Source organism: Albidovulum marisflavi, assembly GCF_025751435.1.
GTDB lineage: Bacteria > Pseudomonadota > Alphaproteobacteria > Rhodobacterales > Rhodobacteraceae > Albidovulum > Albidovulum marisflavi.
The window spans coordinates 711852-725273 of record NZ_JAOWKY010000001.1; the positions used below are offsets into that span (position 1 = coordinate 711852).

Annotated in this window: 14 protein-coding genes and 1 tRNA gene; 11 read left to right on the forward strand and 4 right to left on the reverse strand. The window is 62.3% G+C overall.

The window, feature by feature from the left end; all coding sequences use genetic code 11:
* Positions 1 to 101: 101 nt before the first annotated feature.
* A complete protein-coding gene (locus OEW28_RS03435; RefSeq protein ID WP_263733315.1) occupies positions 102 to 857 on the reverse strand; it encodes a GntR family transcriptional regulator in 756 nt (251 codons plus the stop codon).
* 267 nt (positions 858 to 1124) lie between these two features.
* Here OEW28_RS03435 and OEW28_RS03440 point away from each other — a divergent pair, with 267 nt between their 5' ends.
* From OEW28_RS03440 to OEW28_RS03485, 10 genes are all read left to right on the forward strand, one after another.
* A complete protein-coding gene (locus tag OEW28_RS03440; RefSeq protein ID WP_263734363.1) occupies positions 1125 to 2183 on the forward strand; it encodes an ABC transporter ATP-binding protein in 1059 nt (352 codons plus the stop codon).
* Entirely contained in the window at positions 2180 to 3061 is an 882-nt protein-coding gene (locus OEW28_RS03445; protein WP_263733316.1) for an ABC transporter permease, read from the forward strand. Before OEW28_RS03440 ends, OEW28_RS03445 begins: the two co-directional genes overlap by 4 nt.
* Positions 3058 to 3831: an ABC transporter permease gene (locus OEW28_RS03450; protein WP_263733317.1), complete on the forward strand. Its 774-nt coding sequence runs from the start codon at positions 3058 to 3060 to the stop codon at positions 3829 to 3831. Before OEW28_RS03445 ends, OEW28_RS03450 begins: the two co-directional genes overlap by 4 nt.
* Positions 3832 to 3865: 34 nt before the next feature.
* Positions 3866 to 4906 (forward strand): extracellular solute-binding protein, encoded by a 1041-nt coding sequence (locus OEW28_RS03455; protein ID WP_263733318.1) that lies wholly within the window; start codon positions 3866 to 3868, stop codon positions 4904 to 4906.
* A 55-nt stretch (positions 4907 to 4961) separates the two neighbouring features.
* On the forward strand, positions 4962 to 6113 hold the full coding sequence (locus OEW28_RS03460) for an amidohydrolase family protein (protein ID WP_263733319.1): 1152 nt from the start codon (positions 4962 to 4964) through the stop codon (positions 6111 to 6113).
* A gap of 13 nt (positions 6114 to 6126) precedes the next feature.
* Positions 6127 to 6783: a flavin reductase family protein gene (locus tag OEW28_RS03465; RefSeq protein WP_263733320.1), complete on the forward strand. Its 657-nt coding sequence runs from the start codon at positions 6127 to 6129 to the stop codon at positions 6781 to 6783.
* Complete coding sequence (locus OEW28_RS03470; protein ID WP_263733322.1) at positions 6783 to 7118, forward strand: aspartate/glutamate racemase family protein; 336 nt, start codon at positions 6783 to 6785, stop codon at positions 7116 to 7118. Before OEW28_RS03465 ends, OEW28_RS03470 begins: the two co-directional genes overlap by 1 nt.
* Positions 7118 to 8584, forward strand: a complete 1467-nt coding sequence (locus tag OEW28_RS03475; RefSeq protein ID WP_263733323.1) for a chlorohydrolase family protein — start codon at positions 7118 to 7120, stop codon at positions 8582 to 8584. Before OEW28_RS03470 ends, OEW28_RS03475 begins: the two co-directional genes overlap by 1 nt.
* A gap of 185 nt (positions 8585 to 8769) precedes the next feature.
* The gene (locus OEW28_RS03480) at positions 8770 to 8970 is read left to right on the forward strand and encodes an OST-HTH/LOTUS domain-containing protein (protein ID WP_263734364.1); all 201 of its coding nucleotides are present in this window, start codon (positions 8770 to 8772) and stop codon (positions 8968 to 8970) included.
* A 288-nt stretch (positions 8971 to 9258) separates the two neighbouring features.
* A complete protein-coding gene (locus OEW28_RS03485; RefSeq protein WP_263733324.1) occupies positions 9259 to 10224 on the forward strand; it encodes a ketopantoate reductase family protein in 966 nt (321 codons plus the stop codon).
* Between the two features lie 186 nt (positions 10225 to 10410).
* Here OEW28_RS03485 and OEW28_RS03490 read toward each other — a convergent pair whose 3' ends face one another.
* Positions 10411 to 10815, reverse strand: coding sequence for an XRE family transcriptional regulator (locus OEW28_RS03490; RefSeq protein ID WP_318527513.1), 405 nt, complete (start codon positions 10813 to 10815; stop codon positions 10411 to 10413).
* Between the two features lie 141 nt (positions 10816 to 10956).
* Between OEW28_RS03490 and OEW28_RS03495 the strand changes: the two genes are divergently transcribed.
* Positions 10957 to 11057, forward strand: a tRNA-Leu gene (locus tag OEW28_RS03495).
* Positions 11058 to 11248: 191 nt separating this feature from the next.
* Here the strand turns inward: OEW28_RS03495 and OEW28_RS03500 are convergent.
* Positions 11249 to 11644, reverse strand: a complete 396-nt coding sequence (locus tag OEW28_RS03500) for a diacylglycerol kinase (protein WP_263733325.1) — start codon at positions 11642 to 11644, stop codon at positions 11249 to 11251.
* Positions 11644 to 13293 carry a phosphoethanolamine transferase gene (locus tag OEW28_RS03505; RefSeq protein WP_263733326.1) on the reverse strand — a complete coding sequence of 550 codons (1650 nt, stop codon included), beginning with the start codon at positions 13291 to 13293 and terminating at the stop codon, positions 11644 to 11646. Before OEW28_RS03505 ends, OEW28_RS03500 begins: the two co-directional genes overlap by 1 nt.
* Between the last annotated feature and the right edge of the window lie 129 nt (positions 13294 to 13422).

The following is a 13422-nucleotide window of genomic DNA, read 5'->3' on the forward strand; positions in this document are numbered from 1 at the left end:
GGCACTCGACCCCTACCGAGTTACCGTGACAACGTCCCCCATGTTTTGCCCACTCCCAGCTAGCAGAGCCTGGATACGGAAGGGTCAGGCCTCCATCATCGTCAGTCTTGCGCAATCCGTGTCGCGTAAGAGGAAAGAACCTCCTGAACGCTGCGTGGCTTGCGTGTTTCAAGAAGTGCTCGCCCTGCGACCTGTTCTATATGGTGTTCCATTAGGTCAGCGGCCTGGTCGCCCTGACCTGCAATCAGCGCCTCGATGATCTGGCGATGCTCGTCGATCCCGCAATCCACCGAATGTGGTCGGCCATAGATCGTCAGCACCAATGAGCAGCGCGATACCGTTTCCCTCAGGTAGTGGACCAGAAGCTTGTTGCCGGTCATTTCGGCAAGGCGAAGGTGAAACTCACCTGCAAGGCGGATCGCTTCGCGCTCGTCACGCGCACCGGTCATTTCCTCATGATCCAGCATCCGCTGCAGTTCGGCAATCTGATCCGCGTTAAGCTGTCCAGCCAGTTGCAGCACCACCATCCGCTCCAGTCCCCGCCGCACCACAAAGATGTCGCGCCCCTCGTCCAGGGTTGGGTTGGCGACAAACGCCCCGCGGTTTGGCCTCAGGTCAACCAACCCCTCGACCGACAGGCGCAACAGTGCCTCACGGGCGATTGTGCGGCTGGTGCCGAACGAGTCGCCGATCATGTCCTCGGGAAGACGCGCACCCGGGCTGAGCTGCTGTTCAATGATCGCTTGGCGCAATGCCTCATGAACCATTTCCGTGCGGGTTGGCGTCTTCGTCGCCGCGCCCGCCTTGCGTTGTCCGGGTTTTGGCGTGGTCTGGTTGGGATCGTCGGCCTTGGGCATCTCTGGCTCCTTCAGCGGTCGGCAATTGAATAGATCATCGCATGCAATGTCGGGGTCAATGCTTTTCGATAGAGGTCCGGCCTTTCCTCGCCTGACCCCCAGTCTTGTCTGAAGATCTGACGGAACAGCCTTCAGGAACGGGTCTTCCCTTGTGCACGAAAGGCAGACAACCAAGAAGATTGCATGCATAGCAAAAAAAGATCGCATGCAATCTTGACATGGAATTAAATGCAACCGAGGCTGCGAGCACTGGAAAACGAGGATGAGATGACCGATTCTTCCGCTGTCTCCATAACAGCCGTCAGCAAAAGCTTTGGCCGGGGGTCCGCCGCCGTCCGGGTTCTGGAAGATGTCTCTGTCGAGATCGGCCAGCGCGAATTCTTCACCCTGCTTGGTCCGTCTGGCTGCGGAAAAACCACGCTTTTGCGGCTGATTGCCGGTTTTGAGACCGCCGACCAGGGAAGGATCGCGATCGAGGGGCAGGATGTCACACAGGCCCCCCCGTTTCGCCGTCCGGTCAATACGGTGTTCCAGAACTACGCACTTTTCCCGCATCTGACGGTGGAGCAGAACGTGGGGTTCGCGCTGGTCGAACAGCAGATGCCTGCTGCCCAGATCCGCGCACGTGTCGGTGAATCGCTGGAAATGGTTCGCATGCAATCCTATGCGCGCCGCCGCCCGGCCGAGCTTTCCGGGGGCCAGCAGCAACGGGTGGCTCTTGCGCGGGCGCTGGCCCCACGTCCCAAGGTGCTCTTGCTGGACGAGCCGCTGTCGGCGCTGGATCTGAAGTTGCGCAAGGAAATGCAGATCGAGCTCAAGTTGTTGCAGGCCGAAGCGGGCATCACCTTCTTGTTCGTCACCCATGATCAGGAAGAAGCGCTGACATTGTCAGATCGCGTGGCGGTGATGCAAGGCGGCCGGATCCTGCAAATGGGTGCTCCGCGTGAGATCTACGAAACGCCGACCCACCGCTTCGTCGCCGACTTCATCGGTGACATCAACCTGATCGAAGCCGAGGCATTGCCGGGCAATACGATCCGCCTGATCGGCGGGGCACAAATCACACATCCGCATCAGGCTCACGGACGGGTCACTCTGGCGATCCGTCCGGAACGGGCGCGTATCGTGGCCCTGGACGCAAGCCATTTGCAGGCACGCGTGGTGCACACAGCCTATCTGGGAACGGCCCTGGTGCACAAACTGGCGTTGGCCGATGGCAGCACCTTCCTGCTGCGGCAATCCGATCTGGATGGCGCCCAGCCCTCCCTTGGCAGCCAGATCGGGCTCAGCCTTCCTGCCGACAGTCTGCGAGTGCTGGTGCAATGACCGGCAGCCCCGCCTTGCGCCGCCTTGGTTTGCTGACCCCTGCGCTGGTGACTATCGCCGTGCTGGTCGGTGTGCCCCTGACGCTGCTCTTCTGGATATCGCTTTTGCAGAAGGGCGGCAGCAGTGGGGTGGATTGGGCCTCTGTCCCATCCTTGGCCAACTACATCCGACTGGTTTGGGAGGAGGATTTTGACGGCACGATGATCCTCAACACCAGTTACCTGGTGATCTTGCTGCGATCGATCCTGCAGGCGGCCGTAACGACCGGGCTGAGCCTGCTGTTTGGCCTGCCCGTCGCCCTTTGGATGGCCGGGCTGTCGCGCGGGCAGCGTGACCTGATGCTGTTGCTGATCACCATCCCGTTCTGGACCAACCTTCTGGTGCGCAATTACGCTTGGCTGATCATCCTGCGCGAAGATGGCTGGTTCTCGCAGATGGTCGACTTCATATCGCCAGTGGGGCCGATCCAGTTGCTTTACAACGATCTGGCAGTGGTCATCGGCCTGACCTATTCCTTCCTGCCCTTCATGATCCTGCCGCTTTACGCCGTGTTCGAAAAGTTCGACTGGCGGTTGCTGGAAGCCGCGCATGATCTGGGCGCCCCGCGATCACGCGCCATCCGTCGGGTCCTGATCCCCATCGCCATGCCCGGAATCGCGGCGGGTTCGCTGCTCGTGTTCATTCCGTGCCTTGGGGCCTTTGTGACGCCCGCCCTGCTGGGCGGGGGCAAGACCCTGATGCTGGGCAATATCATCCAGATGCAGTTCGGCGCATCGCGCAACTGGCCGTTTGGAGCGACGCTGGCGGTGGTGCTCCTGTCCCTCATGTTGATCGCGATGGTGACAATGGCCATCTGGCGCAACCGGAGGGTCAGATGAACATCCGCCACTTCCCCATGACGCGCGAGATTTCGTTGCTGGTGCTGGTCTATCTCTATGTGCCCGTCGTGGTTCTGGTCGGCTACAGCTTCAACGCCAACCGAACCGCAACCGTCTGGTCACATGCGTCCCTGGATTGGTATGCCCGCATCCTTGCCAACCCGTCGATCCAGTCTGCGGCGAAGAACTCGCTGGTGCTGGCGCTTTGCGCCGCCACGGCCGCCACGGTCATTGCTCTTCTGGCAGCGTTGGCAACCGCTCGGGCCTTTCCTAGCCGTGACGGCGTCGAGGCGGTGCTGAAAATGCCTCTGATACTGCCGGAAATCGTGGTCGCAGTGGCAACGCTGATGCTGTTCGTCGCTTTGGGCGTGCAACTGGGACTTGGCGCCATGATCCTTGCGCACACCGCGTTCTGCATCCCCTTCGCCTATCTGCCCATTCGTGCGCGGATTGAAGGCTTGAACCAAGGCTATGGCGAGGCCGCGCAGGATCTGTATGCCAATCGCTTTCGCAGTTTCCGGCGCGTGACCTTGCCACTTTTGTGGCCTGGCATCATGGCGGGTTTCACGCTGGCTTTCGTGACCAGCCTGGACGATTTCCTGACCTCGTTCTTCCTATCCGGCCCCGGCACCACCACGCTGCCGGTTTACATCTTCTCTTCGATCAAGGCGGGCATCACGCCCGAGATCAATGCGATTTCCACTGTGATGCTGGTGATCTCGGTCCTGCTTGTATCGCTTTCCTTCTTCCTTGGCCGCCTGCGACGCTGATGCCCGAAAAACCACTCAACAGAGGAATGACCCAATGAGAAAGATCACAACCGCCTTCGCCCTTGCCGCAATGACGGCACTGCCCGTCTTCGCACAAGAGGAAGAAAAGACGCTCTACTTCTACAACTGGACAGATTACTACCCGGTTGAATTACTTGCCAAATTCGAGTCCGAAACAGGCATCAAGGTCATCCTTGACGGCTTCGACAGCAATGACACCTTGCTGGCCAAGCTGCAGTCGGGCGGGGCGGCCTATGATGTGATCGTGCCATCGGACTATGTGATCCCGGGCATGATCAAGGACGGCCTTCTCTTGAAGATCGACACCCCGTCGATGCCGAACTACGTCCACATGAAAGACGCCTTCAAGAACCCCGATTTCGACCCCACCCACGAATACAGCGCCCCCTACCTGTGGGGTGTCACCGGTCTTGCCTATGACAGCGCCGCGGTCGGCGGGGCCGAGATCGAACACAGCTGGAAGGAACTGTTCGAGCCGCGTCCCGAGTTCGAGGGCAAGATTGCCGAGCTTGATACCGCAAGCGACGTGATCCTCACGGCCTCGCTTTATCTGGGCATACCGCAATGCACGGAAAGCAACGATGATGCCAAGCGCATCCTTGATCTGCTTGAGGCACAGGCGCCCAAGCTGAAGATGTATTCGTCCGACAGCACTGTGGACCGCATGGCTTCGGGCGAAGTGTCGATGTATCATGTCTGGAACGGCGCGACGGCGCGGGCGACCGCTCAGCGTGACACGATTCGCTTCGTCTATCCCAAGGAAGGCACGCCGATGTTCCGCGACAATTTCGCGGTCCCGGCCAATGCGCCCCATCCGGAAAACGCCAAGATCTTCATCAACTGGATGATGGCTCCCGAGAATGCGGCGGCGGTATCGAATGCGATTGCCTATGCCAATGCGATCAAGTCGGATGAGTTTCTTGATCCAAAGTGGCGCGCCATGGACGCCATCAACATGCCAGAGGAGTATGCCTCCCGTCTGGTTCCGACACTGGATTGTGGTCCGGCTGCGCGTGATCTGCGCGACAAGATCTGGACCCGCCTGAAAGGCTGACCATGCTGCGGCCCCCGTCCTCGGGGGCCACACCCCAAAACAGCGGAGCGGCAGGATGACGACTTACACCAATCTGCGTGATATCGACGGCCAAACCGTCGGAATCCGTTGCAGCGGCGGACTTATCGACGCGGTCGGCCCGGATGTCACCGCAGCTGATGCGGTGGATGGGTCGGGGCGGTTGGTTCTGCCAGCCTTCGTCGAACCGCACGTCCATCTGGATAAGACCCTGTGGGGCGAGGCGTGGCAGCCGGGCAAGCGCACCGCAAGGCTGCGCGACTACATTGAAAACGAACGGCGCGTCCTGTCGGCCAACACCACCCCGCCCGAAGATCGCGCGGCGCGGTTGCTGGGCCAGATGCTGGCCTGCGGCACCACGGCAGTGCGCTCGCACATCGACATCGCACCCGACATGGGGTTGACCCATGTCGAGGCGATGATGCGGCTGCGCGACGCTTGGTCTGATCGGGTGGATCTGCAATTTGTGGCCTTCCCGCAGCAGGGCCTGCTCTGCCGGCCGGGCACCGCTGACCTGATCCGTGCCGCGATGGATATGGGGGTGGAAACCGTTGGCGGGCTTGATCCCGCGGGCATCGACGGTGATCCGAATGGTCAGTTGCGGTTCATCTTTGATCTTGCCGTCAAAAAAGAAGCGGGAGTCGACATTCATCTGCACGACAAAGGCGATCTCGGTGCTTGGCAGGTCGAGCAGATCATTGACTACACCATAGCCTCGGGCCTGTCAGGGAAAGTGATGATCTCGCATGCCTACTGCCTCGGCATGATCCCCGCCGACCGGTTGGAGCGGATCGGTCTCAGGCTTGCCGATGCCGGTATTTCCCTCATGACCTCGGCTCCTGCCGATGTCGCCGTTCCCCCGGTCGAGGAACTGACCGGGATGGGCGTGACGGTCTGTTGCGGGTCAGATGGCATTCGGGACAGCTGGTCACCTTTCGGCAATGGCGACATGCTGGAGCGCGCCTTTCTGACCGCTTACCGATTTGACTGGAACCGGGACGAGGACTTCGCCCTTGCCCTGAACTGCGCGACGCACGCGGCGGCCAAGGCGATCGGTCTGAAAGATTACGGCCTCGCAGCCGGAAACCGCGCCGATTTCGTAATGATTGCAGCCAGTTGTGCGGGCGATGCCCTTTGTCGACGGCCCTTGGACAGGCAAGTGGTGCGGCGCGGAAAACGCGTTGCGTGACAGGACCAGACTCATGGATTTCGACTTCTCCGCCCTTTCGGCGCAAGACCGCTATCGCCTGCTCACCAACTTTATCGGTCCCCGCCCAATTGCCCTTGTCGGCACCAAATCACTGGCGGGCCACAACAACGCGGCTCCGATGAGCTTTTTCAACGTCTTCTCGCAAGAACCTCCGCTGGTGGTTCTGGGCATTCAGAACCGTGGCAATGGCGACGAGAAGGATACCGTCGCGAATATCCGGCGAACGGGCGAATTCGTGGTCAATATGGTCGACATGGCCTTGGCCGATGCCATGATCACCTGCAGCGTGAACTTTCCAAACGACGTGGATGAGCTGGCCTTCGCCGGGTTAACCCCGGTGCCCTGCAAAAGGATTGATGTCGCCCGCATCGGCGAAAGCCCGTGTTCCTTTGAATGCCAGGTGGAGCGGATTCTTGAATACCCCTCACGGGTTCTGATCGTGGGCGAGGTCCTTGAGATGCACGTCGAAGACCACTGCATGGATGCAGGCCGGCGCTATGTTAACCCGGAAACCTATCAACCGATCGCGCGGCTGCATGCCGACAACTACATCACCTCGGACCGACAGTTTGAACTGAAAAAGCCCAAGGCCCTGCTTCCCTATGAACTGGCGCAGATCACTCCGCGCACAAATGAAGGTGCCGTCTGATGCGCATTCACGTGATCAACCCCAATTCAACCGCCCCCATGACCCGCATGATTGCCGAAGTGGCGCAGGCTGCGGCCTCGCCCGGCACCGAGTTTGACGCTGACACCGGCCATGGCACCCCCGCCTCGATCGAAGGCTACCGACGCGAGGCGATGGCGGTCCCGGGCATGCTGGCTGCGATCATGGCCGCCGAAGCGCGAGGGGCGGATGCCCATGTCATCGCCGCCGTCCGTCTGGCCGAAGCTCTGGCAGGTGCGGGCTATCGCACCTCGAAACTGGGCGCCTATGCCTATCCGCGTGACAAATCCGCAGACCTGCTACCCGGTGCGGCGTGATGGGCCTTGACCTGCTGACCATTGGCCAGCGTCCGAAAGGGCGCACCGCGCTGGCGGCGCGCTGGATCGTCGGGTATGTTGATGGCCGTCACAAGCTCTTGGAGCAGGCAGAGATCGTCTTCGAAGACGATCGCGTGATCCATGTCGGCGGCCCCTTTGACGGCCCGGTGGTCCGGCGCCTTGATCTGGGGGATGTGCTGGTTTCGCCCGGTTTCGTCGATCTGGATGCCCTGTCCGACCTTGATACCACCTTGTTGACGGTGGAAAACGGCCCGGGATGGGCCACCGGCCGCGTCTGGCCGCAATCCTACGTCGATCGTGGCCCCTATGAGATGTATACGCCCGACGAACTGGCCTTTCAGAAACGCTATGCCTTCGCCCAACTCCTGCGCCATGGCATAACCACGGCCCTGCCGATTGCATCGCTTTTCTATCGTGAATGGGGAGAAACCACCGCCGAGTTCGAGGCCGCAGCCGAAGCCGCAGCCGATCTTGGGCTGCGGGTCTGGCTTGGCCCCGCTTACCGGTCCGGGGGAATGGTCTGCACCGCGCCCGGCGTTCTCGAACCCCGATTTGACGAAGCCCGCGGCCTGCGGGGCCTTGCAGATGCCATCGATTTCGCCAGCCGTATAGGCGGCAGTCATGGCGGACTGGTGCAGGCCATGCTGGCACCCGACCGGGTCGAGACCTGCACCCTTGAACTGCTGAAGCGCACGATGGCGGCGTCCAGGGACATGGGTTTGCCTGTCCGTCTGCACATGGCGCAGGGCAAGATGGAAAGGCGAACGGTTCAGGCCCTGCATGGGACGACCGGCCCCCAATGGCTTGCGCGGCATGGTCTGTTGAATGATCGGCTGATCGCGCCGCATGCTGTCGAGGCAGAGCCAGAGGATCTGGCACTTTACGCCCAGCACAATGTCACCATAGCGCATTGCCCGCTGGTCTATGCCCGCGACGGCGAGATGCTGCGTTCCGTCCGGCGCTGTCTCGACATGGGCATCACCATCGGCATGGGCACGGATACGGCCCCTGCCGATATGGTGCTGAACATGGCAGTAGCCCTCATGATGGGCCGCGCCGCAGAGGGCAATGATCGCGGCCTGACCTCGGCCGAGGTGTTCAATGCCGCCACAATAGGCGGCGCCGATGCGCTGAAGCGCCCCGATCTGGGGCGCCTGCAAGCGGGCTCAAAGGCCGACATGGCGATCTTTGACATGGCGGACAGCTATTTCGCGCCACGCATCGATCCTGTCCAAAGTTTGATCTTTGGGGCGTCGGGGCGGGTGACAAAGGCCGTGTTCGTTGATGGCCGCCTGTCGATGCGTGACGGTCAGGTGGCTGGAATGGACATGGCGGCCGCCCGCCAGCAGGCACAGAGCCAGTTTGATCGACTGCTGCTGCGCTACCCGGAGCGGAGTTGGGGACAGCCGACCTTGGGGACCATGTTCCCCGCCACTTACCCATAAGAATGTAGCCGATACGATTCAGGCGGCCGGATCACCGGGGTTCCTGCGGCGGTTGCACCGTGACGCCCGGCCTGTCTGACTGCCGCCAGCACGCCCCAAGCGGCACATCCTCAGAACCTCCAGCGTGCCCCTGACCACTTGCAGACCTGCTGTCGGGTATGGTCCGCGATCTGGTGTTTGATGGAATGGGTCCCAACGGGGTCGTGGACTGGCCTGCCGCAGGAATCGTGCGCGCACTTGGAGAAGCGGCAGGTGAGTTGTCGGCTGATGGCTGGGCACCCGTCTCCGAGGCTGGCAGTTGGGTTGCCGATCGTCATCCCAGTCAGGTCCCCTCGAAATATGGTTGTAGAAGTTGGCGCCAGGTCATCCACGAGTCCCGAGGCTGACGTACTGCGGCCCTGAAAGTTGAAGTTTGGTTCCTCGACCATGGGACGCTCTGCCCGGCTCTACGCGGACCTGAAGCCATTCCTCGCGGCGACGACCTCCGGCTCTGGATCTGGCGGATCGGCTCCTGTCTGCTTCGCCTTGCCCTCGTTTGCGGCACCCAGCCTTTCTCAGCGGGCGGGAACGGCGCCTGCCACGCGGGACCAAGCGTCGTCGCTTTTGCGCATGTAGAATTCGGCGCCCGTCTCCGGGCATGCTAGGCTTGTGGAAATGGGGAAGTCGGAGGGCGCATGAAAATCGCAGTGATGGGCGCAGGTGCGCTCGGCGGCTACTTCGGAGGGCGTCTGGCGGCGGCAGGGCAGGAGGTAACGCTCATTGCGCGCGGGGCGCATCTCGCGGCGATCCGCGAACGGGGTTTGAAAATCCTGAGCCCGCGCGGGAACCTGCACGTGCCTGCGATCCCGGCGACCGATGATCCCGCAACGGTCGGGCCTGTCGACGTGATCATGTTCATGGTCAAGAACTACGACGTGGAAAGCGGTGCGCGCGCGATTGCACCGATGCTTGGCCCTGAGACGATGGTGGTGACCTGCCAGAACGGGGTCAGCGCCCATGAGCGTCTCGGCGCGATCATCGGCGCAGGGCGCGTGGTGCCGGGCGTGGCGCGTATCCCGGCGGATGTGCCAGAGCCCGGCGTCATCAACCATTCGGCCATGTGGGATACGCTCGTGTTCGGCGAGGCGGACGGACAGGTGACGGCGCGCGTCGAAGGGTTCCGCGATGCGATCGTGGCGGCAGGCGCGACGGCCGTGCTTCCTGGCAATATCCTGCACGACCTCTGGAGGAAGTTCGTCTCGCAGGCCACTCTCGCGAGCATGACCGCGCTGACGCGGCTCGATCTCGGCCCGCTGCGGACCAATCCGGACAGCCGGGCGCTTTTTACCGCCGCGATGGAAGAGACCGAGCGGGTTGGCCGGGTGGCGGTTCCGGACCTGCCCGGAGAACTGGTCCGCAAGGAATGGGAAATCCTCGAAACCCTGCCCGACACGATGCATGCCTCGATGCTCGACGACCTTAACGCCGGCAAGCGGCTGGAGGTCGACTACCTGAGCGGGGACGTGGTGCGTCTGGGGCGCAAGCACGGGGTTCCGACACCGATCCACGAGGTGTTCCTTGCGGCGCTCCGGCCGTTCAAGGATGGAGATCCCGCAGGATTGGCGAAGGACGCGGTCCAGGAGTTCAGAACCCGCACCTGACGCGCCAGCTGGCGTTGCCTTGCCGCCGCCGTAGCAGCCGCCGGATCAGTTGCACATCCCTGAGCCGTGGCGCCGGATCTTGCCCTGCTGTAACTAGCCGCAGGAAGTCCAACCAAGCCAATTCGTTCTCTGTCAGGCGACCGGGATCCCTCCTTGCCGTAACGTCACTTCTTGTCCCGGCCTCGGTCATTTTCCGAAGATCCCCCTGATCGCCGCCCGCCCCCGCGAGGTCAAGCTTGGGTCCGTATGACCAGAGGCATCGCGGATCTCATGGGTCCAGGCGGCCTCGTTCTTCGTCGCAACGACGCCAAAGATCTCCTCGATCGCGCGCTTTGTGGTGTCGCCACCGAGCTGCTCAAGCGCGAGGTTGAAGAGAAACCGGGGATCGCACTCGAGCGCGACAGCGAGGCTCGGCACGCGGTCGAGGGGCAGCTTGGTCGCACCGCTCTTGAGCATCGCGATCATGTTGGGGTTCACGAAGCCGGCCTGCTCGGCGATCTCGGCCTGAGTCTTGCGGGGCCGGAGCTCGAGAACGCGCTTCTCGAGGAACTTCGCCAGCCGGGAATCTTCATAGGGCTTTCTTGCCATCATCGTCACCTTTCTCATCGCTCGCAGATCGTTCTGCTTGCGTGATCTATAGCGACGTAAAGTTGGGGAGATCGTGGGAGCTGGGTGAGAGGCCAGGCATCGTGCCGGTTAGGAAAGCCGAGCTAACCTATTGATCTTCTTAGACGCGAAATCGACTTGGTTGGGAAAATTCTCATGAGAGTTCAATGTTCCAAAGAGGAATCATAATCCTTGTGTCGGGGGTTCAAATCCCTCCTCCGCTACCACCCATCCCCTTGATATCGTAGACGGGCCGGTCCGAATTTTCGGAACGGTCGGCGTCATTCTAGGGTCCCTGCCGGGCATGGCTGCGTGGTGCCGGTATGGCGCGCGCTGAAACCCGCTCCGTCAAGGACGGGACGGGTGCTGCGAATCCCCGTCTTGCAGATATGCGGCCCCGGCGGGTCCGGACGGACCCTCAGAGCAGCCCCGTCATCACCGTTGCAAAGAACCCCGCGAAGACGACCAGCATCAGGCCGACCGCGAGAGAGCCGAGATCCTTTGCATCCTTTGCCATCTGCGACCACTCGGGCGACACGCGATCGGTCAGAACCTCGATCGCGGTGTTGATCGCCTCGACTGCCAGCACAAGCCCGGCAAGGACGCCCGCGATCAGCCAGTGCCACGGCTCGACGCCGCGCCACAGGAAGGCCAGGGCAACGACGAATGCGCCCAGAATCTCAAGCCGGGCCGCCGTTTCCGCCCACAGGCGGCGCAGGCCGTGCAGCGAATAACCGGCGGCATCCACGACATGCATCAGCCCGCCCCTGGGGGGCACCACGGTTCGGGGCGTTTCGCTTTCCGGAGCACTCATCAGCTTGCCCTTTGTTCCTGGCAACCCTGCGTCAGATCGAACCCTGGGTCGCGCGCCGTCGTCGCGACGTCAAGCAGGCCAAGAACGCTGTGGAAGAGGTTGTCCTGGCTTGCCGGCCGCGCGGCGGCCTTGGCCAGGCAGCCCGCGTCCAGGCCCATGGCCTGCTTGTAGCCGTCATCCAGCCAGAGCACCATGGGAACCTTCGTCTGCGTCTCGGGCGCCATGAACATCGGGGCGGCGTGAAGGTAGAGCCCGCCTTCGCCAAGCGATTCCCCGTGATCCGACAGATACAGCATCGCGGTCAGCGCCCGGTCGCTGCCCGACAGCATGTCGATGGTCTGCGACAGGACGTAGTCGGTTTCCAGGATCGCGTTGTCGTAGGCGTTGACGATTTCATCGACGGTGCAGTCGGCGAACTCCGCCGTCTGGCAGTCGGGCGCAAAGACGGCGCGATCGCGCGGATAGCGCAGGTGATAGGCCGGGCCATGGTTGCCGATCATGTGAAGCACCAGGACCGTGTTCTGCGTGATCGTGTCCAGCGTCTGCCGGATCAGCGGCAGGAAGGCCTCGTCCGTGCATTCCACCGCGCAGGCGGCGGCGTCCAGCGCCGCGTCCACCCGATCCCACCCGGTGCGTGCGGCGATATGCTGATCGCCCGTGTTGTTGTCGACCCAGCGGACGGCGAAGCCAGCGCGCGCCAACACGTCCAACAGGTTTTCCTGCGCCAGAAACTTGTCGCGCGTGTAGTCCACCTGCGACAGGTTTGAGAACATGCAGGGCAGCGACACCGCGGTCGAGGTGCCGCAGGACGACACGTCCGGGAGGTTGATCACGTCGCGCTCGGCCAGGCCGGGTGTCGTCTGGCGCGCATAGCCGTTCAGGCCAAAGTTCTGTGCGCGCGCGGTTTCGCCGACGAACAGCACCAGAAGCACGGGCTTGTCCGCCGCGGCCAGGAAGGGGCCGGGTGCCGCATCCGTCGCGATAGCGCGCAGCGCCCCGGCCTCGGCCTTGAACTGCTGCTTGGCATAGCGCGTCACGGCGGCGATGGTCGCGCCCGGCTGATAGGAGGCCATGAGGTCCTTTCTTTCGCGCAGGACCGCCGAGAATGTCTTGAAGTCGGCAAAAAGCCCGCCGACCAGCACCGCAAGGGACAGCGTCACCCCAAGCGGCCAGCGCCAGAGGTGATGCCAGCGCTTCACGCGGGCGACGCGCGGCCAGAAAAGAAGCGCCGCGGGAAGGACGCCGGTCAGAATGATCGACGACACCGCCCCCATGGTCATCAGGTGGCGCGATTCGGTGACGGTCGTCTCAAGCACGTTTCGCACCATTTCGCGGTCGATCAGAACGCCGAAGGCCCGTTCATAGTAATGCGCGCTCGCAGACACCAGGATCAGGACCGTGGCGACCGGTCTTTGCAGCCGGCCCGGGGCGAGGAATTCAAGCGTCAGGACGGTCAGCGCGAAGATCGAGGTCGCGAACAAGGCGGCCTGAAACGGGCTGTCGCCGAAGATGTCGATCAGACGGTTCCAGAAACCGGTGTTGAGGATCGCGAGGATGTAGACAGCCACGATCAGGTTCAATGCGGTCTGCCCGATCACCGGGCGAGGGAGTTTCAGTCGGTTTGCGAAGCACGCGTTCTGCTCGGTCATCTGTCTTTCTCTGGTGCAGGGCAGGCCCGGCATGAAAAACCGGGGCGGTCATCGGACTTGCGGTCCGCGCAAGGCCCTGGCGGGCCTGCGAGACTGCCATTGCAGGGGAACCTTGCGGCAGCCTTACAG